At 67.7% G+C, this 26,159-nt stretch carries 26 protein-coding genes and 2 pseudogenes; 8 read left to right on the forward strand and 20 right to left on the reverse strand.

Annotated features, from left to right (window positions below; translation table 11 throughout):
• Positions 1-44 precede the first annotated feature (44 nt).
• Positions 45-404: a c-type cytochrome gene (locus tag ACP696_RS05515; protein WP_426012555.1), complete on the reverse strand. Its 360-nt coding sequence runs from the start codon at positions 402-404 to the stop codon at positions 45-47.
• Positions 401-1,297 (reverse strand): bifunctional methylenetetrahydrofolate dehydrogenase/methenyltetrahydrofolate cyclohydrolase FolD, encoded by an 897-nt coding sequence (folD, locus tag ACP696_RS05520; protein ID WP_426011958.1) that lies wholly within the window; start codon positions 1,295-1,297, stop codon positions 401-403. Before folD ends, ACP696_RS05515 begins: the two co-directional genes overlap by 4 nt.
• Positions 1,298-1,406: 109 nt before the next feature.
• Between folD and crtY the strand changes: the two genes are divergently transcribed.
• Genes crtY through ACP696_RS05535 form a run of 3 tightly spaced genes read left to right on the forward strand, consistent with a single transcriptional unit; the run spans position 1,407 to position 5,049 of the window.
• A complete protein-coding gene (gene crtY, locus ACP696_RS05525) occupies positions 1,407-2,594 on the forward strand; it encodes a lycopene beta-cyclase CrtY (RefSeq protein ID WP_426011960.1) in 1,188 nt (395 codons plus the stop codon).
• On the forward strand, positions 2,591-4,123 hold the full coding sequence (locus tag ACP696_RS05530; RefSeq protein WP_426011961.1) for a phytoene desaturase: 1,533 nt from the start codon (positions 2,591-2,593) through the stop codon (positions 4,121-4,123). The genes crtY and ACP696_RS05530 overlap by 4 nt, the downstream gene beginning before the upstream one ends.
• Positions 4,120-5,049, forward strand: coding sequence for a phytoene/squalene synthase family protein (locus tag ACP696_RS05535; RefSeq protein ID WP_426011962.1), 930 nt, complete (start codon positions 4,120-4,122; stop codon positions 5,047-5,049). Before ACP696_RS05530 ends, ACP696_RS05535 begins: the two co-directional genes overlap by 4 nt.
• 137 nt (positions 5,050-5,186) lie before the next feature.
• Here ACP696_RS05535 and ACP696_RS05540 read toward each other — a convergent pair whose 3' ends face one another.
• From ACP696_RS05540 to ACP696_RS05570, 7 genes and pseudogenes are all read right to left on the reverse strand, one after another.
• Positions 5,187-5,660, reverse strand: coding sequence for a sterol desaturase family protein (locus ACP696_RS05540; RefSeq protein WP_426011964.1), 474 nt, complete (start codon positions 5,658-5,660; stop codon positions 5,187-5,189).
• Between the two features lie 11 nt (positions 5,661-5,671).
• Positions 5,672-6,892, reverse strand: a complete 1,221-nt coding sequence (locus ACP696_RS05545; RefSeq protein ID WP_426011966.1) for an ABC transporter permease — start codon at positions 6,890-6,892, stop codon at positions 5,672-5,674.
• A complete protein-coding gene (locus tag ACP696_RS05550) occupies positions 6,892-7,848 on the reverse strand; it encodes an ABC transporter ATP-binding protein (protein ID WP_426011967.1) in 957 nt (318 codons plus the stop codon). Before ACP696_RS05550 ends, ACP696_RS05545 begins: the two co-directional genes overlap by 1 nt.
• Positions 7,845-8,786, reverse strand: coding sequence for a polyprenyl synthetase family protein (locus ACP696_RS05555; RefSeq protein WP_426011968.1), 942 nt, complete (start codon positions 8,784-8,786; stop codon positions 7,845-7,847). The genes ACP696_RS05550 and ACP696_RS05555 overlap by 4 nt, the downstream gene beginning before the upstream one ends.
• Before the next feature lie 198 nt (positions 8,787-8,984).
• Positions 8,985-10,517 (reverse strand): acyl-CoA carboxylase subunit beta, encoded by a 1,533-nt coding sequence (locus tag ACP696_RS05560; RefSeq protein WP_426030555.1) that lies wholly within the window; start codon positions 10,515-10,517, stop codon positions 8,985-8,987.
• Positions 10,518-10,637: 120 nt separating this feature from the next.
• Positions 10,638-10,963: pseudogene (locus ACP696_RS05565) on the reverse strand (YnfA family protein).
• Positions 10,960-11,685, reverse strand: coding sequence for an ATP12 family chaperone protein (locus tag ACP696_RS05570; RefSeq protein ID WP_426011971.1), 726 nt, complete (start codon positions 11,683-11,685; stop codon positions 10,960-10,962). Before ACP696_RS05570 ends, ACP696_RS05565 begins: the two are co-directional and overlap by 4 nt.
• A gap of 126 nt (positions 11,686-11,811) precedes the next feature.
• On the opposite strand from ACP696_RS05570, the gene ACP696_RS05575 reads away from it, so the two are divergent.
• The 3 genes from ACP696_RS05575 to ACP696_RS05585 are packed head-to-tail and all read left to right on the forward strand — an operon-like array spanning position 11,812 to position 13,119.
• Positions 11,812-12,423, forward strand: coding sequence for a DUF1800 family protein (locus ACP696_RS05575; RefSeq protein WP_426043526.1), 612 nt, complete (start codon positions 11,812-11,814; stop codon positions 12,421-12,423).
• A gap of 19 nt (positions 12,424-12,442) precedes the next feature.
• On the forward strand, positions 12,443-12,781 hold the full coding sequence (locus ACP696_RS05580; protein ID WP_426043527.1) for a hypothetical protein: 339 nt from the start codon (positions 12,443-12,445) through the stop codon (positions 12,779-12,781).
• 41 nt (positions 12,782-12,822) lie between these two features.
• A complete protein-coding gene (locus ACP696_RS05585) occupies positions 12,823-13,119 on the forward strand; it encodes a DUF1501 domain-containing protein (protein WP_426043528.1) in 297 nt (98 codons plus the stop codon).
• A gap of 1 nt (position 13,120) precedes the next feature.
• On the opposite strand, the gene ACP696_RS05590 is transcribed toward ACP696_RS05585, so the two are convergent.
• Positions 13,121-14,110 carry an RluA family pseudouridine synthase gene (locus ACP696_RS05590; RefSeq protein ID WP_426011975.1) on the reverse strand — a complete coding sequence of 330 codons (990 nt, stop codon included), beginning with the start codon at positions 14,108-14,110 and terminating at the stop codon, positions 13,121-13,123.
• On the reverse strand, positions 14,107-14,493 hold the full coding sequence (gene crcB / locus ACP696_RS05595) for a fluoride efflux transporter CrcB (protein WP_426030556.1): 387 nt from the start codon (positions 14,491-14,493) through the stop codon (positions 14,107-14,109). The genes ACP696_RS05590 and crcB overlap by 4 nt, the downstream gene beginning before the upstream one ends.
• Before the next feature lie 200 nt (positions 14,494-14,693).
• Between crcB and ACP696_RS05600 the strand changes: the two genes are divergently transcribed.
• Positions 14,694-15,941, forward strand: a complete 1,248-nt coding sequence (locus ACP696_RS05600) for a hypothetical protein (protein WP_426011979.1) — start codon at positions 14,694-14,696, stop codon at positions 15,939-15,941.
• Between the two features lie 3 nt (positions 15,942-15,944).
• On the opposite strand, the gene ACP696_RS05605 is transcribed toward ACP696_RS05600, so the two are convergent.
• From ACP696_RS05605 to ACP696_RS05635, 7 genes and pseudogenes are all read right to left on the reverse strand, one after another.
• Entirely contained in the window at positions 15,945-16,442 is a 498-nt protein-coding gene (locus ACP696_RS05605; protein WP_426011980.1) for a CC0125/CC1285 family lipoprotein, read from the reverse strand.
• A 21-nt stretch (positions 16,443-16,463) separates the two neighbouring features.
• The gene (locus ACP696_RS05610; RefSeq protein ID WP_426011982.1) at positions 16,464-17,282 is read right to left on the reverse strand and encodes an RluA family pseudouridine synthase; all 819 of its coding nucleotides are present in this window, start codon (positions 17,280-17,282) and stop codon (positions 16,464-16,466) included.
• Positions 17,279-18,052: a hypothetical protein gene (locus tag ACP696_RS05615; protein WP_426030557.1), complete on the reverse strand. Its 774-nt coding sequence runs from the start codon at positions 18,050-18,052 to the stop codon at positions 17,279-17,281. Before ACP696_RS05615 ends, ACP696_RS05610 begins: the two co-directional genes overlap by 4 nt.
• Positions 18,049-19,350 (reverse strand): replication-associated recombination protein A, encoded by a 1,302-nt coding sequence (locus tag ACP696_RS05620; RefSeq protein ID WP_426011986.1) that lies wholly within the window; start codon positions 19,348-19,350, stop codon positions 18,049-18,051. Before ACP696_RS05620 ends, ACP696_RS05615 begins: the two co-directional genes overlap by 4 nt.
• 105 nt (positions 19,351-19,455) lie before the next feature.
• Positions 19,456-20,877: a Do family serine endopeptidase gene (locus ACP696_RS05625; protein WP_426011987.1), complete on the reverse strand. Its 1,422-nt coding sequence runs from the start codon at positions 20,875-20,877 to the stop codon at positions 19,456-19,458.
• A 24-nt stretch (positions 20,878-20,901) separates the two neighbouring features.
• A complete protein-coding gene (locus ACP696_RS05630; protein WP_426011989.1) occupies positions 20,902-22,170 on the reverse strand; it encodes a TCR/Tet family MFS transporter in 1,269 nt (422 codons plus the stop codon).
• 182 nt (positions 22,171-22,352) lie between these two features.
• Positions 22,353-22,448 (reverse strand): annotated as a pseudogene (locus tag ACP696_RS05635) (ArsR family transcriptional regulator); the annotation flags it as partial.
• A gap of 747 nt (positions 22,449-23,195) precedes the next feature.
• Here ACP696_RS05635 and ACP696_RS05640 point away from each other — a divergent pair.
• Positions 23,196-24,200: an acyltransferase family protein gene (locus tag ACP696_RS05640; RefSeq protein ID WP_426043529.1), complete on the forward strand. Its 1,005-nt coding sequence runs from the start codon at positions 23,196-23,198 to the stop codon at positions 24,198-24,200.
• A 100-nt stretch (positions 24,201-24,300) separates the two neighbouring features.
• On the opposite strand, the gene ACP696_RS05645 is transcribed toward ACP696_RS05640, so the two are convergent.
• On the reverse strand, positions 24,301-25,191 hold the full coding sequence (locus ACP696_RS05645; RefSeq protein ID WP_426011992.1) for an alpha/beta fold hydrolase: 891 nt from the start codon (positions 25,189-25,191) through the stop codon (positions 24,301-24,303).
• A 101-nt stretch (positions 25,192-25,292) separates the two neighbouring features.
• Positions 25,293-26,159 carry a Ku protein gene (locus tag ACP696_RS05650; protein ID WP_426011993.1) on the reverse strand — a complete coding sequence of 289 codons (867 nt, stop codon included), beginning with the start codon at positions 26,157-26,159 and terminating at the stop codon, positions 25,293-25,295.

A 26,159-nucleotide genomic window follows, 5' to 3' on the forward strand; every position in this document is an offset into this window, starting at 1 on the left:
TTTTTCTTCACGCGAAGCGGAACCACTTCGCTCGAAAAAATGCTCTAGCGCGCGGAGTCTTCGCGCCCCGCCATGAAGCGTATGAGAGCGTTGAAATCATTCGCGTTGCAAGCCGCGCATTGTCCTCCGGCCGGCATCGCCTGGAAACCCTGGACGGCATGATCCAGCAGCACGGCCTGTCCCTGCTTCCACCGCGGATCCCAGGCCTTGCGATCATGAACCAGCGGCGCGCCCGTACCCGGCACGGCGTGGCAGGTCTTGCAGGACTGCTCGTAGAGACCCGCCAAGCGCGGATCAGTCGGCCTCAGGCGTAACGTCTGTTCGGCGGTGGGCGCTTGCGGGGTCGGCCCGGAACAGGCGGCTAGGTTCGCAGCCAGGACCAGAACGACCGCGAGCCGCACTATTCCGCGATCCCATTGATCCGCTTGGCCGCGCTGACGGTGTTGGCCAGCAGCATGGCGATGGTCATCGGTCCCACCCCGCCCGGCACCGGGGTGATGGCGCCGGCCACGTCCTTGGCTTCCTCGAAGGCCACGTCGCCCACCAGCCGGGTTTTGCCGGCGGCTGCGGCGACAGGGTCGCGCGACGGGAAGCGGCTGATCCCGACATCGATCACCGTGGCCCCGGGCTTGATCCAGTCACCTCGGACCATCTCGGCCCGGCCCACGGCTGCGACCAGAATGTCGGCCTCGCGGCAGATGGTCGGCAGATCCAGAGAGCGCGAGTGGGCGATGGTCACCGTGCAGTCGGCCGCTAGCAGCAGTTGAGCCATCGGCTTGCCCATCAGGTTGGAGCGGCCGATCACCACCGCCCGCTTGCCAGTCAAGTCGCCTAGCACGTCCTTGAGCAGCGCCATGCAGCCGGCCGGGGTGCAGGAGGTCAAGGCTGGCAGGCCACTCGCCAGGCGCCCAGCATTGGTGACGGTTAGGCCGTCGACGTCCTTGTCGGGAGAGATCGCCGCGACGATCGTGGCCTGGCTCAGATGGTCCGGCACCGGGAACTGCACCAGAACGCCGTGGATCGCCGGGTCGTCATTCAGGCGCTCGACCAGCGACAGTAGCTCGCTCTGACTGGTGTCGGCCGGCAGGCGGTGGGTTTCGGAATGCATGCCAGCGGCCAGGGTCTGTTCGCCCTTGCTGCGCACATAGACCTGGCTGGCGGGATCCTCGCCGACCAGCACCACGGCCAAGCCAGGGGTCAATCCGTGCTCGGCCTTCAGCACGGCGACCTCGGCCGCGATCGTCTCGCGCAGCTTCGCCGCGAAGGCCTTGCCGTCGATGATTTTGGCTTGCGACATCGCTGTCTCCCGTTTGGCCGTCCCTAGCCTCTCGTCCGACCTGGCGCAATATGCGCGAACCGTCGCAGGAAGTCGCTTGCCCGTCCGCCAATCATGCTAGAGCCCAGCCATGGAGTCCGCGTCCGCTTCGCAGCGCGCCGACGTCGTCCTGGTGGGCGGCGGCTTGGCCAACAGCCTGATCGCCCTGCGGCTGAAAAGCCTGCGGCCCAGGCTACGCGTAGTGATGCTGGAGCAAGGCCAGACGATCGGCGGCGAGCACACCTGGTGCCACTTCGCCACAGACGTCGACGCCGCGATCGCCGGTTGGCTGCGGCCGCTGATCGTCCATCGCTGGTCGGGCTATGAGGTGCGGTTTCCTGGCCATCGGCGTGACCTGACGACCCCCTACCTGGCCATCACCTCGCAGCGTCTGCACAAGGTGGTCACCGCCGCGATGGACGGCGACGCCTGGCTGGGCGCGACGGTGACCGACGTCAACGCCCATCAGGTGACCCTGGCCGACGGCCGGAGGATCGCCGCCACTGCGGTGATCGACGGCAGAGGCCCGCGCAAGAGCCGCAGTTTAGCCCTGGGCTTCCAGAAGTTCGTCGGACAAGGGGTGCTGCTCACCAAGCCCCACGGACTGACCCGGCCCATCATCATGGACGCCACCGTTTCGCAGGAGGACGGCTACCGCTTCGTCTATGTCCTGCCGCTGGACGAAACGCGCCTGCTGATCGAGGACACCCGCTACAGCGACGGCCCGGCTCTGGATCGCGCCTCCCTGCGCCGCGCCATCGGGACCTACGCCAAGAGCCAGGGCTGGACAATCGCCAAGGTCGAGCGCGAGGAGGACGGCGTCCTCCCGATCGCCCTGGGGGGAAATATCGACGCCTATTGGAAGGAAGCCCGCTCGCAGGTGGCGGAGGTGGGCCTGCGCGCAGCCCTCTTCCAGCCGACCACCGGCTACTCCCTGCCCGACGCCGCGCGCATGGCCGACGCCATCGCCGGCTTGCCGCGCATCACCAGCGCGACGGTGCGCGATTGCGTCGAGACCCAGTCCAAAACGACCTGGCGGCGGCGACGCTTCCTGCGGCTTCTGAACCGCATGTTGTTCAGGGCCTGCGCGCCCGAGGAACGCTACAAGGTGCTGGAGCGGTTCTATCGCCTGGCGCCGGGCCTAATCCAACGCTTCTATGCCGCCCGCCTGACCCGCTGGGACAAGGCGCGGATCCTGATCGGCAAGCCGCCCGTGCCGATCTCGGCGGCTATTAAGTGCATCGGCGAGAATTCCGTATTCGGAGGACAAGACGCATGACCACCACCGTGACCAGACCCCCCAGCAAGCCTAAAGCCGCCGTGATCGGCGCCGGGTTCGGCGGCCTGGCCCTGGCCATCCGCCTGCAGTCGTCGGGCTTCGACGTCACCGTCTTCGAGGGCCGCGAAAAGCCGGGCGGCCGCGCCTATGTCTGGCACGATGAGGGCTTCACCTTCGACGCCGGCCCGACGGTGATCACCGATCCCGACTGTCTGAAAGCGCTGTTCGAACTCAGTGGGCGCCGGATCGAGGACTATGTCGAGCTGCTGCCGGTCGATCCGTTCTATCGGCTGGTCTGGGAGGACGGCGACGTCTTTGACTATGTCAACGACCAGGCGCAACTCGACGCTCAGATCGCCGCCCGCAATCCGGCCGACGTCGAGGGCTACCGCCGGTTCCACGCCTATTCCGAGGCGCTCTACCAGAAGGGCTATCTTGATCTCGGCGCCGTGCCGTTCCTCGACTTCTCCAGCATGATCGCCAACGCCCCCGCCCTGATGAAGCTGCAAGCCTGGCGCAGTGTCTATGACAAGGTCGCGTCCTTCGTGAAGGACGAGCACATCCGCCAGGCGCTGTCGTTCCACAGCCTTCTGGTCGGCGGCAGCCCGTTCGCCACGTCGTCGATCTATGCCCTGATCCACGCCCTGGAGCGGCGCGGCGGCGTGTGGTTCCCGCGCGGCGGCACCCACGCCCTGATCCGGGCGCTGGTCAAGCTGCTGCAGGACCTAGGCGGCACGCTTCACCTAGCCGCGCCGATCCAGAAGATCACCACCAAGGCCGGCCGCGTCACCGGCGTGATCCGCGCCGATGGCCAGTTCGAGGCCTTCGACACCGTAGCCTCCAACGCCGACGTCATGCACACCTATCGCCACCTGCTGGCCGACGATCCGCGCGGCAAGAAAGTTGGCAAGGCGCTGGAAGCCAAGCGCTGGAGCCCGTCGCTGTTCGTGGTCTATTTCGGGCTGAAGACCGCACATCCCGAGATTCGTCATCACACCATCTGCTTCGGCAATCGCTATCGCGAGCTGATCGGCGAGATCTACGGCAAGGACGGCCTGGCCGACGACTTCTCGCTGTACCTGCACCACCCCACTGCCAGCGACCCCGGCATGGCCCCGGAGGGCTGCTCCAGCTTCTACGCCCTGTCGCCGGTGCCTAACCTGAAGACCGCCAACATCGACTGGTCGGTCGAGGGGCCGAAATACCGCGACAAGATCCTGGCCTATCTGGAGAAGCACTACATTCCTGGCCTGACCGCCGACATGGTCACCTGTCGCTTCATCACCCCTGACGACTTCGTCACCGACCTCAACGCCTGGAAGGGCGCGGCCTTCTCGCTTGAGCCGCTGCTGACTCAGAGCGCCTTCTTCCGCACCCACAACCGCGACGACGTGATCCCCAACCTCTATTTCGTCGGGGCCGGCACTCATCCAGGCGCGGGCATCCCAGGTGTGGTCGGCTCGGCCAAGGCGACGGCGGGCCTGATGATCGACGACTACCTCGTCGCGGGCGAGACCGCCGACGCATGAGCGCACTGGAAGCCCAGAGCCGCGAGGCGATCCAGAAGGGCAGCAAGAGCTTCGCCGCGGCCGCCGCGCTGTTCGATGCGGAAACCCGGGCCGACGCCGAGATGCTCTACGCCTGGTGCCGCCACTGCGACGACGTGATCGACGGCCAGACCCTGGGCCACGGCATGAGCCCGGTGGCCGACGGCCCGGCGCGGCTGGAAGCCCTCTACGCCCAGACTCGCGCGGCCATGGCCGGTGAAACGCCCACCGACCCGGTGTTCGCCGCCTTCCAGACCGTGGCCCTACGGCGCGGCATCCCCGAGCGCTACGCCCTGGACATGGTCGACGGCTTCGCCATGGACGTAGCCGGGCGGCGCTACGCGACGCTCGACGAACTGCTGGACTATTGCTGGGGCGTGGCCGGCGTCGTGGGCACGATGATGGCCCTGGTGATGGGCGTCAAACCCGACGACCTGCCCACCCTCCGCCGCGCTCAGGATCTGGGCCTGGGTTTTCAGCTGACCAACATCGCCCGCGACATCGTCGAGGATGCGCGCAACGACCGGGTCTATGTTCCTGGCGACTGGCTGGCCGCGCTGGGCGTGCCGGAAACCGCAGTCGCCGACCGGGCTCATCGCGCGGCCGTGGCGGTGCTGGCGCAACGCCTGGTCGAGGCTGCGGAGCCCTACTACGCTTCCGCTCGCTGGGGCCTGCGCGACCTGCCCGTCCGCTCGGCCTGGGCGATCGCCGCAGCGCGCGGGGTCTATCGGCAGATCGGGCTGGACGTCGTCAAGGCCGGCGACAAGGCCTGGGACGAGCGCGTGGTGGTCAGTGGGCGGATGAAGGCTTGGCGGGCGCTGGAAGGGGGCGCGATGGCGCTAAGGTCGGCGACGCTGGATCGCTGGGGCAAGGCGCCGGCACGGCCGGAGATGTGGTCGAAGATCTAAAGTCCTCCCCTGTGGGGGAGGCGATCGCGGAGCGATCGGTGGGGGGAGTTTTAGGGTCGCCGGTCCGGTCTGTGGACACGCCCAATCACTCCCCCCTCCGTCGGCTTCGCCGACACCTCCCCCAAAGGGGGAGGAATTTAAACCCCTACACCCCTATCCCGCAGCCGCGCCTTCAGCTCCCTGACCGGTCGCGCCAGCAGGAAGCCAAACGAGACCGCCCCGTCCTTGGTGTGAACAGCGTGGTGGATCCGGTGCGCCTGGATCAACTGCTTCCAATATCGCGACTTGCCGAGCGGCACCTTGAACCGCTGGTGGACCATGCCGTCGTGAAACACGAAATAGATCACCCCATAGGCGGTGATCCCCAGGCCGATCGGCAGCAGCCACGGTACGCCGTGCACGCCGAAATAGATCCCCACGATGGCCGGGGCCGCGAAGACCACCGCGAATAGGTCGTTGAGCTCGAAGGCGCCGGTGCGTGGCTCGTGGTGGGATCTGTGCCAGGCCCAGCCGACGCCGTGCATCACGTAGCGATGGGTGACCCAGGCGAAGCCTTCCATGAAAGCCAGCGCGCCAAGGAAAAGCGCCAGATAGAGACCTAGAATTTCCATCGTCGTCCAGATTACCGCCGCAACCGGCTTGCCATCACCTGGGACAGGCCCAGGCCGGCCAAACCGGCCGCGACGAGCACGCCCCAGGCCTTATACACCGCCTCGATCCCGGCGTCCCGCCAGAGGATGGCCTGATAGGCCTCGATGACCCAGGCGTGCGGCGTGAACCACCCCACCTGCTGCAACCAGGCCGGCATCAGGAAGCGTGGCACCATGCTGCCGCCGATCGCCGCGAGCACCAGTATCACGAAGGTCGAAAGCATCTGCGCCTGGTCGCGCGTGCGGCACAGCGAGACGAGACCCAGGGCCACCCCTGCCGCGCAGGCCGAGGCCGCCAGGGTCGTGGGCAACCAGAGCATGGCGTGCTGGACCACCGCCACGCCATAGACGAGCTGAGCTGTGGCGAAGATCGTCAGCGCTTGCACTAGGCCTTGAGCGACGAGGAACAGGAACTTGCCGGTCACCACCGGCCCCATGCCCGCCACCCCGGCCAGCAGCCGGTCGGCGACACCGGTGCGCCGCTCTTCCATCAAGCCCAGCGCGCCCTGCATGGCCGAAAACAGGGCGAACAGGATCATCACCGCCCCGGCGTAGTAGGCGATCACCCCGCCGCCGGTCTTGACGTCCTTGACGTCCTCGCGGTCGAAATAGCCGACGTCTTCGGGCTTGGGCGTGTCGCGCAGCAGGATCGCGGCGGTGTCGGCGTTCTCGGCCTGATCATCGCTGAGCCCGCCGAGGGCCGGAGTCAGCTGCACCACGGTGCGGCGCAAGGCGACATCCGGCAGGGCGTCGGACAGGGTCTGCTGCACGCGGGCCTGGGTCAGCGGGGCGGCGACGGCGCGGCTCGGATCGGCGATGATCACGAAGGGCTTGCCGATGGATGCCGGGTCGGCGCGTATCACGAGGCCGGCGTCGGCCTGGCCCGATTTGACCCGTCGGCGGACTTCGTTGTCGGTCGCCGGCGACACCAACTCGGCGCGAATGTCAGCCGACTTGACCAGCGCCGCCGTCAGGCGCGTCGAGTCTGTTGTCTTGACCAGATCGGCTACCGCCAGCTTCAACTGGATATTGTCGCCCGTGGTGCCGGCGAACACCGACGAAAAGATCAGGAACACCAACGGCGGCAGCAGGAAGGTCATGATCAAAGCGCCGCGATCACGCCATAGCTCCAACGCCATCACCCGCACCATGGCGGCGATCATCCAGACGCGCCCGATCCCAGAACCGGCCATCACGCCGCCAGCTTCCGCTCAGCCACCAGGGTGAAGAGGTTGGCCAAGGAGGGCTCGCGCACCCGGATCTCGCGGGGCGTCAGACCCACCTTGCGCAAGCGCTTGTCCAGCCGGCCGGCGGCTGCGTAGCCGTCGGCGTCGAGACGCGTCCAGATATGAGCCCGCCGGGTGCGCTCCAGCCCCTCGCCGGCCAGGCGGATTTCGCCGGCGGTGTCGACCTCCTCGGCCAGGTGGACCATGATCTCCATCTGATTGCCGAACGCCTGGGCGACAAGGGTCCTGGGCTCGCCCTCGAGCACCATCTGGCCTTCACGCAGGAAGCCGACGCGGTCGGCCAGGGTTCCGGCCTGGTCTAGGTCGTGGGTGGTCATCAAGACCGCCACACCCAGGTCGCGCAGGCCCCGGATCACCGCGTCCACGGCCTCTCGGGCGTCGATGTCCACCCCCACCGTGGGCTCGTCGAGGATCAGCAAGGACGGCTCATGGACGATGGCGGCGGCGATGTTGGCCCGGCGCTGATAGCCGCCTGACAGATGCTTGACCGGCACATGGGCTCGGTCGACGGTGCGGGTCAGCTCCAGAGCCCGGCGCACGGCGGCGGCCATGGCGGCGCGCGGCGTACCGGCCAAGGCAGCGAAGGTTTCGATGTTCTCGGCCACCGTCAAATTCTGATAGAGGGCGATTTCCTGTGGGACCAGTCCCAGGCCCGCGCGCGCTGAGGGGACCCGCGCCGGATCGTGGCCATTCAGCAACACCTCGCCACCGTCGGGGCGGATCCGGCCGCAGATGGCGCGGATCAACGTGGTCTTGCCCGCACCATTGGGGCCCAGCAGGGCGTAGATCTCGCCCGGACGCAGCGTCAGGTCGACGCCGCGCAGCACCGGCTTGCCGCCATAGGCGTGCACAGCGGCGCCGACCGTCAGGATCGGCGCCTTAGAAGGAGGCTCGGGGGTCACGCCGCGACCTTGCGCCCAGCGAACAGCCCACCGACATAGGCGTTCAGCAGATGACCGCAGCCGGCCGAGGCCAGGGCGGCGGAGGCTTTGGCCAGATGGTCCTCCATGGCCAGTCGCGCGCCAATGACGCCTAGGGCCGAGACCACGGTGGTCATGGCCGCGTCCTTGCCGACATCCTTGCCGGCCGCCTCGGGGGACGCCTGGGCGTCTATGATGTCGTCGCGGATCTGGAAGGCCAGACCGACATGGCGCGCCCACTGGCCCACTCCCTCGACCGCCGCCGACGAGGCGCCAGCGATGGCCGCCCCCCCCTGGGCCGCAGCGATGATCAGCACGCCGGTCTTCTCGTGATTGAGCCGCTCCAGAACCGCCGGATCGCGTAGCTTCTCACGATCGAAGAGGTCGCGGGCCTGGCCGGCGATCAGGCCCGAAAAACCGACGGCCTCGGCGGCGCGCGCCGTCAGGTCGGCGCGGAGCGGGCCGGGCAAGGCGTGGTCGGCGGCGATCACGGCATAGGCCTGATTCAGCAGACCCACACCCGCCAGGATCGCCGTGGCCTCGTCATAGGTGCGATGGATGGTCGGCAGGCCGCGCCGCAGGCCAGCGTCGTCCATGGCCGGCAGGTCGTCGAGGATCAGGGACGCCGTATGGATCATCTCGAAGGCGCAGGCCGCGTCCAGGGCCGCGCCGTCAGGCGCCCCGAATTCGGCTGCGGCGAGCAGGGTCACCATGGGGCGAAAGCGCTTGCCGGGCGCCAGCAGGGCATAGCGCACGGCCTCGACCAGCCGGTTGGGCGCGACGCCCACGGCCGGCGCCAGTTCGGCCAAGCGTCGATCGACCCCAGTGCGAAGGGCCTCGAATCTTTGCAAGAAGGCGGCTTGGTCGTCCATCTCGCGAGTCGCGACCGTATTGACCTGCCCCGACGCGGGCCCGTTCATTTGACGGCGCCCTCGGCGGGCGTCAACTCAAAGAAGCTCTCCCCCGGACGAGGTCACGCCCCAACTCCCAGCCCGGCTCGGCAAGCAGGCCTTCGTTCCTGTGGCGACCGGACCATCCTGCCGCGACCTTCCGGCCTGCCAGCGCAGGCGCTCAGCAGCAGCGCGGCGACCATGGATGCGGAAGCGGCGTTTGAAAGGTCATAGCGGGATGTTGTCGTGCTTCTTCCAGGGGTTGGTGAGTTGTTTCCCCTTAAGGCTCTTGAGCGCCCGAACGATGCGCTTGCGGGTGCCGTGCGGCATGATCACGTCGTCGATATAGCCGCGGCTGGCGGCGACGAACGGGTTGGCGAAGGCGGCCTTGTATTCGGCCTCGCGGGCTGCCAGCGCGACCGGGTCGCCCGCCTCGGCGCGGAAGATGATCTCTACGGCCCCCTTGGCGCCCATCACCGCGATCTCGGCGGTGGGCCAGGCATAGTTGAAGTCGCCGCGCAGGTGCTTGGAGCTCATGACGTCATAGGCCCCGCCATAGGCCTTGCGGGTAATCAGGGTGATCTTGGGAACCGTCGCCTCGGCATAGGCGAACAGCAGCTTGGCGCCGTGCTTAATCAGGCCGCCGTACTCCTGCTTGGTGCCCGGCATGAAGCCCGGCACGTCGACCAGGGTGATGATCGGGATGTTGAAGGCGTCGCAGAAGCGCACGAAGCGGGCGGCCTTGCGGCTGCTGTCGATGTCTAGCACCCCGGCCAGAACCTGGGGTTGGTTGGCGACGATGCCGACGCTGGTCCCGTCCATGCGAGCAAAGCCGCAGACGATGTTCTTGGCCCATTCGGAGCTGATCTCGAAGAAGTCGGCCTCATCGACGATCTTCAGGATCAACTCCTTCATGTCGTAGGGCTTGCCCGCGTCGCTTGGGATCAGGCTGTCGAGACTGGCCTCCTCGCGATAGGCCTCGTCGAAGCTGTCGCGCTCCGGCGCGGCTTCGCGGTTGGACGAGGGCAGGAAGTCGATCAGGCGGCGCACCTGGGTCAGGGCTTCCAGGTCGTTCTCGAACGCCCCCTCGGCCACGCCCGACTTGGAGGCGTGCACGCGAGCTCCCCCCAGCTCCTCGGCTGTGACAATCTCGTTGGTGACGGTCTTGACCACATCGGGGCCGGTGACGAACATGTAGCTGGTATCCTTCACCATGAAGATGAAGTCGGTCATGGCCGGCGAATAGACGTCGCCGCCGGCGCAGGGGCCCATGATCACGCTGATCTGCGGGATGACACCGCTGGCCATGACGTTCTCGAGGAAGATGTCGGCATAGCCGGCCAGGCTGTCGACGCCTTCCTGAATGCGGGCCCCGCCGGCGTCGAACAGGCCGATGATCGGCGCGCCGACCTTCATGGCCTGGCGCTGGACCTTGACGATCTTGGCCGCGTGGGCGCCCGACAGCGAGCCGCCGAACACCGTGAAATCCTTGGAAAAAACGTAGACGACCTTGCCGTTGATCGTGCCCCAGCCGGTGACCACCCCATCGCCGGGCACCTTCTGGTCCGCCATGCCGAACTCGGTGCCGCGGTGCTCGACGAACATGTCGAACTCCTCGAAGGAGCCTTCGTCCAGCAGCAGGTCGATCCGCTCGCGCGCGGTCAGCTTGCCCTTGGCGTGCTGGGCCGCAACGCGCTTCTCGCCGCCGCCGGCCCGGGCCTGGTCGCGACGACGATCGAGTTCCTCGAGAATGGACTGCACGCGCACGCTCCCCTGCTCTTCAGACTGGTAGATTTCCCACCTTATGGACCGACGCCTAATGGCGCGAGCCTTCCGTGGCAAGGCATCCGTTGCGGCAGTGCAGCAAAGGCGGCCGCCGGTCTAGGCGGCGCGCGGCGCCCACAGAATGATCCCGGCGCCGACCAGGCAGACCGTGGCTCCCGTCAGGTCCCAACGATCCGGCCGCAGACCTTCGACCACCCGCATCCAGATCAGTGACGCGGCGATGTAGAGCCCCCCATAGGCCGCGAAGGTACGCCCCGCCGCCAGGCGTCCACCCGGGTCAGCAGCCCGGCGAACACGACTAGGGCCACGACTCCCAGCACCGCCCACAGCATCGACTGACCCTGCTTCAGCCACCGCCAAAAGGCATAGCAGCCGCCGATCTCGCAAACGGCCGCCAGGCCGTAAAGCAGGATGGTTCTCACCGACGCAGCGCGGCGAACCAGCGCTCCAGAACCTTGGCCTCGACCGCAAGGGCTTGGGCGCGCGCGATGGCCTCGGCGTCGCGGCCCCAAATCTCGGCCTGGAAGGCCTCTTCCAGGTGCGACAGGTCCAGCGCCCGCTGGCCGGTCACCGCCCCGGCGCGCAGCGCCAGGGACAGCACGGTCGAACCCAGCAGGCCAGCGCCATAGGCGACGCCAGCCAGGGTGAAGTCGTCCATGGTCAGGGCCAGCGCTTCCACCGAAGCCAAGGCAGCCGGGGATTGCGCGGTATGGATGACGCCGCTGACGGGCTGCAGGTTCAAGCCCAGCTCGGCCCGCGCCCAGTCCAGCATGCCGCCCCAGTCGCGCTTCTGACGCTCGACCAGCGGCGTGGGGTGCTCCGCCCAATAGCAGAGCAGGTCCGAGCCGGCATAGGCCGCCACCTCGGCGGCCACCTCGGCGCGGGTCTCGCGGATGCGGTCGATGGCGGTAAAGGCCAGGCGGGTGGCGGGCATGACGGTGGTGTCGATGATCTCGACCTGGGCTTCCCACTCGTCGGCCACCAACTGCGCCAGGGCCAGGGTCGGCAAGACTAGGGGCGACTTGGCCGGCGACTTGGGCGTGCGACCATCCAGCAGCACGGCATATCCGCCTTCGTGCGGCGCGGCGGTCGCCGCCTTGTAGAACCGGCGGGGGCGTTGCAGCAGGTCGGGCTTGTCGGCCAAGGCGGTCTTCTTTTCAGTTCGGACATCAAAACGTCGGGTCCAGCGCGTTGAATGGGCAAACAACGCGCCCAAGGCAAGAGCGGGCGACGCGAGGGAGAGACACGGCTTGAGCCTGCCCCAAAAGAGATGATGGCCGCGATCGCCGCCACCCGCTTTGGCCTGGGCGCTCGCCCCGGCGAGATCGCGGCGGCGCAATCGGACCCGCGCGGTTTCCTGATCGACCAGATCCGCGCGGAGGGCGCGCACCAGCCGCAGGCCAATCCCGAAAGCTCCGCCCAGCGCCTGGATGAGTATCGCGACTACCAGATGAACAAGCGCGAGGCCAAGGCGGACGGTGAACCCAAGTCCGATCCGGTCAAGGACGCCCGAAAAATGCTGCGCGACCAGACCGAGGGCGACTTCCTCGCCCGCGCCCAACTGGGCGCGGCCACCGACGCGGCGTTCCGCGAGCGCTGGACGCTGTTCTGGGCCAACCACTTCACGGTCTCGGCCACCAAGCAGATCACCGCCGCCGTGGTAGGGCCGTTCGAGCAGGAGGCCATCCGCCCGCACGTGTTTGGGCGTTTCGAGGACGTGCTGGTGGCCTCCTCCACCCATCCAGCCATGCTGCTCTATCTGGATCAGGCCCAGTCGATGGGTCCTGGCAGCCGGGCTGCGCTCTTGTTGGCGCCACCGCCCCGCTATCCTGCACGGAAAGGTCCAGGCCGCCAGCTGGTCGCCGGGCGCGGGCGTCGATGAGACCGCCCGCCTGCCGAGCTTGCTGCAGGACCTGTACAAGGCCGACCCCTTGGTGGGGCCATCCTTCGCGCGTGGCCTGGAGACCGAGGCCATGGCCCAGGCGGCGGACCCGGCTCAATCCCGCGCCGACCCCGATCTCGACCGACGCCCGCGCCCCGAACATGATGTCGCCGGCCGTCATGACCCCGCCACCGCCGGCCATTGCCAACCAGCAGCAGGGCCGCGACGCCGCCCGCAAGCTCGGCTCCACCTTGGCCGGCTCCATGAAGCAGGAGGGGGGCCGCGCATCGCCGCTCTCTCGCCGGACGGCTGGGACACCCACGCCGGCCAGATCGGACAACTCTACTGGATGGCCTGAACATTGGCCTCGGCGCGGAATGGAGCAACACCGTTGTCGTCGTGGCCACCGAGTTTGGCCGCACCGCTCGGATCAACGGCACCGGCGGCACCGACCACGGCACCGGCTCCACCGCCCTGGTGCTGGGCGGCGGGCTGAAGCCCGGCGGCATCATCGGCAACTGGCCCACCTTGAAACAGACGGCGCTGTTCGAAAACCGCGACGTGGCGCCCAGCCTCGACCTGCGCGGCCTGTTCAAGGGCGTGCTGGGCGAACACATGGGCGTCGATCGGGGGGCGCTGGAGACGACGGTGTTTCCCGACAGCGCCACAGCGAAGATGGTGACGGGGCTGGTCTGAGTTACCGCCGCTTTACCTGACGCCGCGCGAACGGGTCGTATTCGGCCTCGTCCTCCGAGAACCCGAACTTGGCGAACCCGGCCTTCATCTCGGGACTCAGCGGCGCCTGGATGGCCAGGGTGCCGACCGTGGGGTGCGGCAGCAGGATCGAACGCGCGTGAAGTTGCAGCTTCAGGCCTTCCGAAAGCTGCAGGGCCTTGTCGTCGCTGTACTTGGGGTCGCCCAGGATGGGGTGGCCGATGGCCTTCATGTGGGCGCGCAGTTGGTGCGTTCGGCCGGTGTGCGGGCGCAGGGCCATCCACGTGACGCGCGGACCGGCGCGGCTGATCGAGACGAATTCAGTCTCGGCCGGCTGGGCGTCTGGATCCTTCGGCTCGGCGGGCACCACCAGTTCGCGGTCGCCAACCCCACGCTTGGCCAGATGCAGCTCGATGACGCCCTCGACCGGGTGCGGATTGCCGGCGACGATGGCCCAATAGGTCTTCTGGGCGCGGCGGCGCGCGAACGATCCCGACAGCTTGGCGGCGGCGGCCGGGGTCTTGCCCAGCAGCAGCACGCCGGAGGTGTCACGGTCCAGTCGGTGCACCAGGCGCGGACGGTTGACGCCCTCGCCCCAGGCGCTGAGCAGCTTGTCGATGTGGTGGGTGGTCTTGGTCCCGCCCTGCACGGCCAAGCCGGCGGGCTTGTTCAGCGCCAGGACTTCCTCGTCCTCATACAGCACCAGCGACTTGGCAAAGGCGATGTCGCGCTTGGACAGGGCCTGCTTCTCGTCCGGATCGGGCGCGTCGGGCAGTGGCGGCACGCGCACCTGAGCGCCGGCCGTCAGCTTGGTGTCGCCCTTGACCCGCGAGCCATCGACCCGAACCTGGCCCGAGCGGAACAGCTTGTTGAGCGCGATGTGGTTCAGGTGCGGCCAGCGGCGCTTGAACCAGCGGTCCACGCGGACGCCGTCTTCGCCAGCGTCCACATAAAGCGTGCGAACTTCTTTCATACCGAAAAGATCCTGCGGGAGATCAAGAGCCCCGCGAAAATGGCCGCCACGGACAGAAGCACGCTGGCGGTCGTATAGGTAAAGGCCTGGGCGTAGGCGCGCTTCTCGATCATCAGCGCGGTCTCCAGCGAAAAGGCCGAAAAGGTGGTGAAGCCGCCCATCACCCCGACACCGAGCAAGACTCGCCAGTGTTCTTGTTGCGCGCCGCCCCGAAGGGCGAGAAAGGCGGCCAGAAGGCCCATCAGCAGTCCGCCCGTCAGATTGACGATGAAGGTGCCGTAGGGCCAGTTCGACCCGAACAGGCGCAGGGCCTGAACACCGACCAGATAGCGGGCGACGGAGCCCAAGGCGCCTCCGACGGCTACGAGGAAAAGTTTGGTCATCGGGCTCCTTATGCGCCGAGCGCGCCCGAACGCCAAGTCGGGTGGCGCCCCGCTCTGCGCGAGTACGCCGCACAGGTGATCGGCCAACGTCCTTTCATCCCCCGCCGTCCGCCGTTAAGCTGTTTTGGAAACTGTGTTCTTGCACTGCCCGTTAAGCGTGTGGAAGGTATCTTGGGGGCTCCTCCCGCCCCAAGGCGAACATGCCCTTCGATTCGAGCCCAATGGACGACCGAAACGAGCATCTCGCGCTAAGCGCCCCCGTGCTCCAAAGACTGGCGGGTTCGGACCTGATCGCACGCGGTTCGGTCAACATCATCAGCGTCAAGGCGATCCGCCGCTGGGCCGGCGACTGGTGGGACAAGAAGCGCGTCGACGTCTGGACCTATGTCGAGCGCAAGCTGGCCGAACATCTTGACCGCGCCGACCTGCGCGCGCGGATCGGCGAGGACGATTTCCTGATCGCCATGCAGAACGACCAAGGCTTGGCCGCTCAGGCAACCAGCGTGCGAATCCTTGAGGACGTGTTGACCCACCTGCTGGGCGCGGCCGAGGTGTCGGACCTGGGCGTGCGCGCGGTGATCGGGGTAGAAGCCGGTGGCGTTGTTTGCCGTCCAGTCGACGCGGCCGTCGTGCTGGCCGCACGGGCCCGTCGTGACAGCGCCCTCTCTCCGGTGCGTTTCGAAGTCGACCCGCTGGAGGAGACCCGTCGCACGCCGGTGGCCTTCACCACCGGCAGCGGAGCGGCCTTGCGTGTCGATTTCACCCTCGAGCACATGATCAGCGTGCGCCGCAACGTGGCGACCGCCGTTCGCATAGAGCCGGTGGTCACGCACCTGGGCTCGGGCAAGCAGATCAGCGCTCGCGCAGTCTCGCGCCTGCCCGACCGCGACGCCGCCTTCATCGACGAGGCGGCCCTGAAATACGCCGCCGTCTTCGCCCGCGCCACCCAGGGTCATGACCGTCCCGACCTGATCATACCGGCCTCGTTCCGCACCCTGGGAACCCAGCGCGGCCGCGACATGCTGACCGGCACCAGTGGGCTCTCGCTCGCCCTGCTGCGTGGCGGCGTGATGATGGAGTTGGTGGACGTCACCCGCGGCACGCCCGCCGGGCGTCTGCTGGAGGTTGTGGGCCTGCTCAAGGCCCTGACGCGCGGCGTCGTCGCTCGTGTGCCGCCCGAGAAGGAAGCGCTGAGGTCGCTGCGTGACGCGCGCCTGTATGGCTTAACCTTGGACGCCAGCGACCTGGTCGGCCCCGCCGAAAAGATCGCCGCCGAGATCATGGCCTTCGGTCGCGACGCCAAGGGCCTGGCGCCGATGCTCGCCCTGCAGGGCCTACCGGCCGAGGGCTATTTCGCCGCCGCCGAGACGGCTGGCCTGACCCACGCCTCGCTGCGGGCTTCCCATCCGATTTCCGCGAGCAGCGCCGCCAGGAAGATCACGGGATAGGCGTTAAGCAGCCGCCCGCCCCTGCCCGACGGTCCGCACGATGTCGCGGGCGTCATAGGTGTCGGCGTCGCGCGGGCGCTGGCCCTTGCCAAACACCACTTCCATCGAGCTGCTGACCGCCGGCCCAGGGCCGAGGTTGAAGCTCGTACCCAGGCCGACGCCAACGCCGCTCCTGCGCCCGTAGCTACCCGAGCCGCCGCCGATCGAGATCGCCGAATTGCCGCCCGAGCCGGTTTGCTGCGTCATGCGGTCGGCGACCCGGAACCAGTCATAGCCGTCGCGCAGGGCCAGTTCGGCAGCGCGCAGCAGGGCGTAATCCGAGACCTGGTTGACCGGCGCGCCGGGATTGCCCTTGAAGGTAACGCGGTAGCGGCCGGCCTCGAGCCGGTATTCGGAATAGCCCGCCGCCTGCGGCGCGGTCTGCGGCCCGTACAGCGTGGGCGACGAGGCGCACCCTGTAAGGACTGCGGCGGAAAAGGCGAGCGCGATCAGGCGTTTCATGGCGAATGTCTCCTGGCAGGCTTAACGAGCGTCCGGCCGTCCCTGTTCCAGGCCGGCGCGTTCCGGAACCGCGAGGCCCAGCCTATCCAGAACCGCGCGCATGTCGTCAGGGATCGGCGCTGAAATCCGCCGCTCACCCCCCTCGGGATGTGGGAAGACCAGGCTGACCGCGTGCAGCATCAGCCGCGGCACGGGCGCACCGCCCAGCATCAGCGCCCCGCCATAGCGGCTGTCGCCCGCGATCGGCCGACCGATCGAGGCCATATGGACCCGCAGTTGGTGCATTCGGCCGGTGTCGGGAGACAGCTCGACCAAGGCCGCGCCTGTTGTGGCCGCCAGGGTCTTGTAGCGACTGCGGGCGGTCTCGGCGTCGGGATGGCCTTCATCGCAGACGCGCATATAGGCCTCGCGACCGATCGACTCGCGGCGCAGGGGCGCGTCGATCTGCCCGCCGCGCGGCTCGGGCGCGGCGGGCGTGACGATGGCCAGGTAGGTCTTGCGGAACCGCTTACCCATCAGGGCCTTGCCCAGAAAGCTCGCGGCCGGCTTGGTGCGGGCGGTGAGGATCACGCCCGAGGTGTCGCGGTCCAGCCGGTGGACCAGCCGAGGCCGAGCCCGGTCGCGCCGCGCCAGGGCCCACAGCAGGTCGTCCAGCGTATGGGCCTGGATGCGTCCGCCTTGGCTGGAGAGACCGGCCGGCTTGTTGAGCACGAAGACGCTGTCGTCCTCGTGGATGACCAAGGACTTTGTGTACTCGATCTCGGCGGGCGTCAGAACGACGGGGGTGTCGGAGGCCTTGGGCTTGGGGGCCAAGGGCGGGCGACGCGACGGACGGTTCATGCCGCCTCCTCCTTCGGGGCGATCCACAGCGCGCGCGCGTTCAGGAACAGCCACAGCAGTATCAGACCCGCCGGGACCAGCGCCCAGCCGCCGCGCGAGCCGAAGCTGCTCAACAGGAATATCGCGAAGGCGAGCGGCAGGGCGTAGACGAGGTTAGCCACCGTGGCCTGCCAGTGCGGCGGCCGGCTGAGCACCAGCAAGGGCCCCCGTGCCCTGCGCCGCACGAAAATCGGCGTCATGATCAGGACCAGCGTCATCAAGGCGATCGGGATCATCGCCACCACCGCGCCCGCCAGCGGAATGGCGATGGCGTCGGACCATTCCGGCAGTTGCTCGCGATACATCCGGTGCAGCGGATCGGCCGCCAGGCCCGCCAGGGTCGCGACCAGGGCCAGCAAGGTCACGCCGATGACGATGAAGACGTTGCGCTGGGTGACTAGCAGCCGGCCGCCGAACCGCGCCGCCAGGGCCGCGACGATGGCGGTCAAGGCCCCGACCGTGACGCAGGCATAGGCCAAGTCGGCATAGAGCCATTTGTGCGTCGCGTACTTGGCCTGCAGCCTGTCGAACTGGATCGTCGCCCGCTTGAAGGCCTCGGGCGCGGGGTCGCCGAAATAGAACGTGCCGCGCAGGGCTTGAAGCTCGGCGAAATAGGCGTTGGAATTGCTGTGCCACGGCGTGACGAGCGCCAGCCACAGCAAGACGCCGCCCGCCAGCAGCAGAACCACAGACAGCAGAGCGATCACCTGGACCGCAGGCGTGAGCTTCACTTGCCGTCTCTCCGCAGGCGGTTCCAGGCGTCCAGCCGCTCCTTGACCTTGGCCTCGGCGCCGACAGGCTTGGGCTCGTAGAGGGTCGGCCGCGCCATGCCGTCCGGAAAGTAGTTCTGACCCGACACCCCGCCCTCGACGTCGTGGTCATAGGCGTAGCCGTCGCCATAGCCCAGGGTCTTCATCAGCTTGGTCGGGGCGTTGAGGATGTGGGCGGGCGGCGGCAGGCTGCCGGTCTCCTTGGCCGCGCGGCGGGCGGCCTTGTAGGCCATGTAGACGGCGTTGGACTTGGGCGCGCTGGCCATGTGGACCACGGCCTGGGCCAGGGCCAATTCGCCCTCGGGACTGCCGAGGAAGTCATAGGCGTCCTTGGCCGCCGTGGTCAGCAGCAGGCTCAGAGGATCGGCCGCGCCGATGTCCTCCGACGCCATGCGCACCAGGCGGCGGGCGATGAACAGCGGGTCCTCGCCGCCCTCCAGCATCCGCGCCAGCCAGTAGAGCGCCGCGTCCGGATCGCTGCCGCGCACCGACTTATGGAGCGCGGAGACCAGATTGTAGTGGTCCTCGCGGTTCTTGTCATAGGCCGGCCGGCGCTTCTGCAGGAACTGGCCCAGTTGAGTGGGGTTCAGCGGCGTGTCCGCGCCGACCGCTAGCAGGGTCTCGGTCAGGGTCAGCAGGTAACGCCCGTCGCCGTCGGCCATGGCCACAAGCGTGGCGCGGGCGTCGTCGTTCAGGGGCAGCTTGCGGCCCTCAGCATGCTCGGCTTTGACCAGCAGCGCCTCCAGCGCCTCCTCGTCCAGCCGCTTGAGCACAAAGACCTGGCAGCGCGACAGCAGAGCGCCGTTCAGCTCGAACGACGGGTTCTCGGTGGTGGCGCCCACCAAGGTAACGATCCCTTCTTCCACGAACGGCAGGAAACCGTCCTGCTGGGCGCGGTTGAAGCGGTGGATTTCATCGACGAACAGCAGGGTGCTCTGGCCGGCATGGCGACGCACGCGAGCCTGCTCGAAAGCCTTCTTCAGGTCGGCGACGCCGGAAAATACCGCCGAGATCTGCTGGAACTCGTAGCCGCCAGCCTTGGCCAGCAGGCGGGCGATTGTGGTCTTGCCCGTGCCGGGCGGGCCCCACAGGATCATCGAGGCCAGGCGGTGGGCCGCGGCCATCCGGCCGATCGGGCCATCGGGACCCAGCAGGTGTTCCTGCCCCACCACCTCGTCGAGAGTCTGGGGACGCAAGCGGTCTGCCAGCGGGCTAGGCGCGTGAGGCGTCAGGCCGGCGGCTTGGAAAAGATCGGACATTCTCTCTTCTAGCAGGGTGAACGGAACGGGGACACACACTCACAACACGGCCTGTACGATCTTGGCGAAAGATCTTGCCCTAAGTGGGTGTCCCCAGATCGCGCTCTACGCCCTCAGCCGCGCCGTGATCCGCTGGCCACCGCGTTCGATCGTCACCGCCCACACCGAGGCCCCTGCCTTGTTGACGGCGTCAAGCTCGGCGGTGGTGTTGATGGCCTTGCCGTTGACCTCACGGATGAAGTCGCCGGGACGCAGGCCGGCGTTCAGGGCAAAGCCCTGGCCGATCTTGGTGACCAGAACCCCGCGTCCAGCGAAGGGATCGACGCTCAGTTCCTGGGCCACGGCGGGCGACAGGTTGACGACGGTGGCGCCGTCGAACGGGCTGCGGCCCTTCAGCACGCGCTCGTCGCGGGCCGGAGTTTCCGGCGCGGCCTCGGCGCGAAGGGTCAGGGTCTGTTCCTTGCCGCCGCGGTTGATTATCACCGAGACCCGGTCGCCGACCTTGTGGGTGCCGATGGCGAAGGCGCCGCCGCCCTCGTCGTTCACGGCTTGGCCGTCGATGGAGAGGATCACGTCACCCTCGCGCAGACCCGCCCGCTGGGCCGAGCCGCCGGGATAGACGTCGGACAGCACAACGCCGCGCGGCGTGGCCAGGCCCAGGCTCTTGGCGATCTCGCCGGTCACGGGCTGGCCCTTCACGCCTAGCCAGGGCCGGACCACGCTGTGGCCGCCGCCCAGGGCTGTGCTCACCACCTGGCGCACCACGGCGGCCGGAATGGCGAAGCCGACGCCGCTGGACGAGCCCGAGCGCGAGATGATGAAGGTGTTCACGCCGATCAGGTCGCCGTCCATATCGACCAACGGCCCCCCGGAATTGCCGGGATTGATCGCGGCGTCGGTCTGGATGTAGCTCCCGAACTCGGCCGCGCCCACATCGGTGCGAGCCAGGGCCGAGACGATGCCGTTGGTCACGGTCTGGCCGACGCCGAACGGATTGCCCAGGGCCAGGACCAGGTCGCCGACCTCCAGCTGTTCCTGGTCGTCGATAGCGATCACCGGCAGGCGCTCGCCCTTGGTGTCGATCTTCAGAACGGCGAGGTCGGCGCGCGGGTCGTCCAGCAGCACCGTGGCTGAAAACTCTCGGCGGTCGGCGAGTTGGACGGTGACGTCGCTCATACCCTCGATATTGTGGTGATTGGTGATGATCACCCCGTCGGCGCGGACGATGGCGCCCGAGCCGAGCGAGCCCTGCACCTGTTCGCGCGGCGCACCGCCGCCGCCGCCCATGAAGAAGTCCCAGAACGGATCGGCCTGTTGACGCACGACGCGCCGGCTGGCGACATTGACGATGGCCGGGGCGGTCTTCTTCACCACAGGCGAGAACGAAGCCTTCATCGACATCGGGTCGGTGGGAACCCGACGGGTGGGCTGGGCCAAGTCGGGGATCGACTGGGCCTTCGACGCCCCCTGCGGCGAGCAGGCGGCCAGCACGGCCAGGGCGGGAAGCAGGACGCGATAGGATCGCATGGGGGTTTGGCGACTCCGTGAAACTCAGCCTGCCAAATCAGCTGAGCTTTCGGGCGCATTGATGGCCGCCAACGGTCGCGCATAGCGATAGGCCAGAACAACCGCCCCCAGCATCAGGGTCGCGGCGATCAGCACCGGCAGGCCGGGCATGTGCAAGGTGGCGTCATGGCGAACCGCCCAGGCGAAGGGGAACAGATAGAGCGACGGCCCGACGATGGCCGTGATGCCCATCATGGCGGAGTTCGCCCCCTGCAGTTGGCCCTGCTCCCACGGCTCGACACGGCGGGTCATCAGGCCCTGAAGCCCCGGTTGGATCAAGCCGCTGAAGGCGAAGATCGGCAGGCCGCAGAGATAGAGCCAACCCGTCGGCGCCAGGCCGTAGATCATGAAGCCCACCGCGCCCAAGAACAGGCCCATCAGCAGCGCCCCGCGCTCTCCGACCGCCTTGACGACGGGGCCAACCACGACGGTCTGCATCAAGATGCCGGCGATGCCGCTGCCCATCAGGGTCAGGCCGATGACATTGACCGGCCAATGATAGCGATAGCCCATATAGAGCACAAAGACGCTGGGCAGCACGTTGTGCGACAGCTGGAACAGGAAGCCGACACCGGCCAGGCCCAGCAGGTTGGGCTTGCTCCTCAAGAGGTTCAGCGAGCCGATTGGGTTGGCCTTCTTCCAGTCGAAGCGCTTGACCCGCTTCTCTACCGGCAGGGATTCGGGCAGCACGAAGAAGCCGTACAGCCAGTTGCACAGGGCCAGGGCCGCGCAGACCAGGAACGGAAGGCGATGGTCGAAATGCCATAGCCAGCCGCCCAGGGCCGGGCCGAAGGTGAAGCCCACCCCGAACGCCGCCCCCATCAGGCCAAAGCCCTTGGCCCGATCCTCGGGCTTGGTGACGTCGGCGACATAGGCGCCCGCGGTCGAGAAGCTGGCGGCGGTCATGCCGTTGAACACCCGGCCGACGAACAGCCACCAGATGGTCGGGGCAAAGGCCATGAACAGGAAGTCGATCCCCAGGCCGAAGATCGAGGTCAGGATCACCGGCCGGCGGCCGAAACGGTCGGACATCAAGCCCAGGATCGGCGCGCAGAAGAACTGCATCACGCCCCAGGTCGTGGCGAACAGCACGATCCATAGCGCGGTCGAGGCGGTGTCGCCGCCGTTGAAGCGCTTCATCAGCTCGGGCAGCACCGGGATCATCACCCCCAGCGACAGCACGTCGAGGCTGGCGGTGACGAAAATGAAGCCCAGCGCCGCCTGACGGTGGGTCTTGCTGATGGTCTTGGTCATGCGTCGCCCTCCCCCGGCGTCTTCCTTTGAACCCATAGCAGCGCGAATGGCCAGACCTGTCAGCAGCGCCTGCCACCACTCGCCGTGCCGGCGCAGGAACACGCCGTCGGGGAAGCGGCGCGCGCCACGTGCTCGATCGGCACAGTGTCCCAGCCGCGATGCTCGACGGTCACGCGGGTTTACTCCACCAGCCCCGCCTGGCGAAGGGCGCGCAGATGGCGGCTGATGGCCGGCGCGGTCAGGCTGGTGGCCTGGGCCAGTTCGCCTGCTCGACGCGGGCCCTGGATGTGCGCGCTCTCGATCGCCCCGGGTAAGGTGAGGGCCAAACGGCGGAAATCGCCGGGCGTCATGGTCGCGGTCACACCCAGCCTTGGATGACTTTCAGTCCCGAGTCCGCCTCGGCCTCCTGCTGGGTGACGGTCCTGACCGGCGCGCCCACGGCCCAGATAATGGGCCTCCGGGTCGGGGCAACGATAGGTGCGGTCGCCATAGAACTGATCGGCCGGCTCCATCAGGATCTCGGCCCCCGCAGCCCGCGCCCGTTCGCAATGGGCGTCGATACTGCCTGCCTCGACTGATCGACCGCGCGCTGAAGGCGAAGAGGTCATCATCCCACGGCGCGGTAAGCCTGTCGCCGTGCTGCGGGCGATCGCGGCGCGTGCTCCTGGGACCCCGCAGGCGACCTATGCCTGGCTGCGTGCCCGCCGTCAGGCGCGAAAGCCAGCCGGGATCAGCTCCGCTGATCTGCTCAACGAGCTTTACGAGAACCCCGAGGCTTGAGCGTCTATTTGGACGCCGGCGTCATCGTACCCACCCACGATCGAAGAGGTCAGCAGCGCGCTTCACGCCGCCACGTGCCGCCGGGAAGACTTTTTGCGTAACCCTGGACAATCGCCTGGCGCTGGCGGCGGCGGAATTGGGCGTTCGGGTCCAGCTTCTCGATTAGGGCAAGCCGCAGGAGCGGACGGTCGCGGCTTGCTCTAGGCCCGCTCATCACTCAAACCTCCATGCTATGGACGCAGCGGGTGATTGAGCAAAAGACGCAGAGATTCGCCGCCCTTGACGGCCTGCGCGCCGTGGCGGCGGCGGGGGTGCTCCTCTACCACGTCACCGACTGGTCGGGACGCAAGGGCGTGGTGGCCCACGGCTATCTGGCGGTGGATTTTTTCTTCTGCCTCAGCGGCTTCGTGCTGGCCCACGCGTTCCAACGGCGCGACATCGGCTGGCTTTCTTATCTCTGGATCCGCGTCGTGCGGATCTGGCCAATGCTGGTGCTGGCGACCTTCATGGGCGCGATCCTTACTGCCCGGCACAGCCCGCCGGTCTGGCTGAACCTGACACGCGGCCTGTTGCTGATCCCGCGGCTGGACCCCACGCCCTACGGGACCTTTCCCAGCCTGTTCCCGTTCAATCCGCCGGCCTGGTCGCTATTTTTCGAGGTGCTGATCAGCGCCCTGTGGTTCCCGGTCCGGCGCATGCCGAGCGCCGGGCTGGCGACCATCCTGATCGTCTGTTTCGCGGTCATGCTGTGGGGCGCCCTGGGCATGCATGGGATCGAGACCGGCTGGGATCGCGCGACCTTCTGGATCGGACTGGCGCGGTCGACCTTCAGCTTCACCCTGGGCTGGCTGGCCTGGCGCTATCGCCATAGGGCCCCAGGGTCGGGTCTTGTGATCCCGGTGGTTCTGCTCGCCGCCGCCCTGTTCGCGCCGCTCACGCCGCGCAACGAGTTCTACGACCTAGCCTGCGTGGCGCTGCTGTTCCCGGTGCTGGTGTGCATGGGCGCCCACGACCCTAACGGCCGGCTCGGCGCTTTGTGTCGTGGCGCGGGTGATCTCTCCTATCCGCTCTACGCCCTGCACTGGGCGGCTTGGGCGATGATGATGCGGATCTATGCGCAAGGCGAACCGGCGTGGTTCCCCCTGTGGTTCTGCGGCGCGGCGCTGGTCTTCACCCCGCTGATCGCCTGGATCGCCTCGCAGTTCTACGACGCGCCCCTGCGGAGGTGGCTGAGCGGATTGGGGCGCTAGAGCATTTCCCGACCTGACTGCGCCAGGCCGTGAGCTCTAATCTTTTGTTTTGACGCATTTTTCTTCACGCGAACCGGAACCACTTCGCTCGAAAAATTCTCTAGCCGCAGCCGTGCTTGCCCGCCCGGGGTTGGCCGCCGTTAAGCCAATCGACCAGGGCAACGACATAATCGCGCTGAGCGTCGAGGATCGAGGTATGGCTCGACCAAGCGTCGACCACCACCGAACGGCAGGCGCGATCGGCGATCGCCACCTGGGCGGCTCTCCAGTCGCGATCCAGCGGCGCGGTCGGACGACGGCTCGCGACGATCACCGCCACCGGGATGGTCAGACGCAGCGGCGGCAAGATGTCCACTGCCTTGAGACCCGCGACGATAGCCTGCACCTCTTCGGAAGCCGCGTGAGTGCTGGAGCGGCGGGTCCAGGTCAGCTCACGGCGCGCTGCGGCCTCGGCCGGCGGATGGATCTCGCTCAGCCAAGGGCCCAGGCGCGACAGGCCCGTCGCGCGGGCGAACGGCGCCAGGCCGGTGAGCTGTCGCTCCTTTTCAAGGTCAGCCAAGGCCAGTGGATGGTTCTGTACGTCGGTTCCGACCGCATCGACCAGCAGCAGGCCAGCCGTTCGTTGGGGCCACAGCCGGGCGAAGGCCTCGACATAGAGTCCGCCGTTGGAGTGGCCCGCCAGGATTACCGGCCTGTCGCCTTCCTCCTGGGAGACCAAGGCCTCCAGACGCCGGGCGATCGCCACCGGCGAGCGGTCGATGGCTTCGACCTCCAGCGGCGCGAGGCCAAGGCCAACGCGGTCATAGGCGCAAACCCGGCCGCGCTTTGCGAGGTCGCGCTCGACCAAGGTCCAGTCGGCCACGCCGCCGAACGCTCCGGCTTCAAGGATCACCGTCGGCCGCGCGGTGCGCTGGCCTTGGCACTCCAGCACGGCGGCCCTCTCACGCGCCAGCTCCTGTCGGGCCGCCGTGGCGCACCCGGAAAGCGCCACGGCCAATGCCACGGGCAGAAAAATGCGAAGCCTGTGAATCACACGTCCTCCCGGACGAGGATCAAACGCCCCATCGCGATGCAGGGCAAATGCCGCGCGCCTCAAGAGGCGTTCTTGCGCGCCGGAGCCTTTTTGGTGGGCGCCTTGGCGGCGGGCTCCTTCTTGGCCGCCAGCTTGACCGCCGCCATGCCGGGCTTCTGGCCCAGGCTCTTGCGCAGGGCCTCCATCAGATCGACGACATTGGTGTTGTCTGGCTCCTCGACCGTGACCTTGGACTTGCCGCCCTTTTCCTTCTGCGCGATCAGGGCGCGCAGGGCGTCCTCGTAGCGGTCCTTGAATTGGCTGGGGTCGAAGGGACCTTCCTGCTGTTCGATGATCTTCTCGGCGATGGCCACCATCTGGGGATCGGCCTTGCGGTCAGGGATGTCGTCGAACAGTTCGCGGGAGTCGCGCACCTCGTCATGGCTGCGCAGGGTGTAGGCGATGAGACCGTTATCGCGCGGCTCGATGGCCATCAGGCGCTCGCGAGTGTGCATCACCACCCGGCCCAGGGCGATCTTGCCCGCGCCGGCCATGGCGTCACGGATCACCGTGTAGGCGTCCAGCGCCAGCTTGCCGTCTGGCACCAGGAAATAGGGATTGTCCCAATAGAGCCGGTCGATGTCGCCGGCGTCGACGAAGCGCTCGATGTCGATGACGCGCGTGCTTTCCAGGCGGACGCTCTCGATCTCCTCGGGCGTCAGGATCACATAGTGGTCCTTCTCGTATTCGTAGCCCTTGACAAGGTCGGCGCGATCAACCGGGCCCAACTCGGGGTCGGTGGCGATCATCTTGATCCGGTTGTGGGTCTTGGGATGCAGCAGATTGAAGCGCACCTCGCCGCCGGGGCTGGTCGCCGTGTACATCGCTACCGGGCAGGTGACCAATGAGAGGCGCAGATGGCCTTGCCAAGTGGGTCTCGCGGCCAT

Source organism: Caulobacter sp. DWR3-1-2 (assembly GCF_049896225.1).
Lineage (GTDB): Bacteria > Pseudomonadota > Alphaproteobacteria > Caulobacterales > Caulobacteraceae > Caulobacter.

Coding starts and splice junctions, on each gene's coding strand:
- folD (WP_426011958.1), bottom strand. CDS start 1,297: ATGTCGCAAGCCAAAATCATCGACGGCAAGGCCTTCGCGGCGAAGCTG.
- crtY (WP_426011960.1), top strand. CDS start 1,407: ATGGAGTCCGCGTCCGCTTCGCAGCGCGCCGACGTCGTCCTGGTGGGC.
- ACP696_RS05530 (WP_426011961.1), top strand. CDS start 2,591: ATGACCACCACCGTGACCAGACCCCCCAGCAAGCCTAAAGCCGCCGTG.
- ACP696_RS05535 (WP_426011962.1), top strand. CDS start 4,120: ATGAGCGCACTGGAAGCCCAGAGCCGCGAGGCGATCCAGAAGGGCAGC.
- ACP696_RS05540 (WP_426011964.1), bottom strand. CDS start 5,660: ATGGAAATTCTAGGTCTCTATCTGGCGCTTTTCCTTGGCGCGCTGGCT.
- ACP696_RS05545 (WP_426011966.1), bottom strand. CDS start 6,892: ATGGCCGGTTCTGGGATCGGGCGCGTCTGGATGATCGCCGCCATGGTG.
- ACP696_RS05555 (WP_426011968.1), bottom strand. CDS start 8,786: ATGAACGGGCCCGCGTCGGGGCAGGTCAATACGGTCGCGACTCGCGAG.
- ACP696_RS05575 (WP_426043526.1), top strand. CDS start 11,812: ATGATGGCCGCGATCGCCGCCACCCGCTTTGGCCTGGGCGCTCGCCCC.
- ACP696_RS05590 (WP_426011975.1), bottom strand. CDS start 14,110: ATGAAAGAAGTTCGCACGCTTTATGTGGACGCTGGCGAAGACGGCGTC.
- crcB (WP_426030556.1), bottom strand. CDS start 14,493: ATGACCAAACTTTTCCTCGTAGCCGTCGGAGGCGCCTTGGGCTCCGTC.
- ACP696_RS05600 (WP_426011979.1), top strand. CDS start 14,694: ATGCCCTTCGATTCGAGCCCAATGGACGACCGAAACGAGCATCTCGCG.
- ACP696_RS05605 (WP_426011980.1), bottom strand. CDS start 16,442: ATGAAACGCCTGATCGCGCTCGCCTTTTCCGCCGCAGTCCTTACAGGG.
- ACP696_RS05610 (WP_426011982.1), bottom strand. CDS start 17,282: ATGAACCGTCCGTCGCGTCGCCCGCCCTTGGCCCCCAAGCCCAAGGCC.
- ACP696_RS05620 (WP_426011986.1), bottom strand. CDS start 19,350: ATGTCCGATCTTTTCCAAGCCGCCGGCCTGACGCCTCACGCGCCTAGC.
- ACP696_RS05625 (WP_426011987.1), bottom strand. CDS start 20,877: ATGCGATCCTATCGCGTCCTGCTTCCCGCCCTGGCCGTGCTGGCCGCC.
- ACP696_RS05630 (WP_426011989.1), bottom strand. CDS start 22,170: ATGACCAAGACCATCAGCAAGACCCACCGTCAGGCGGCGCTGGGCTTC.
- ACP696_RS05650 (WP_426011993.1), bottom strand. CDS start 26,159: ATGGCCGCGAGACCCACTTGGCAAGGCCATCTGCGCCTCTCATTGGTC.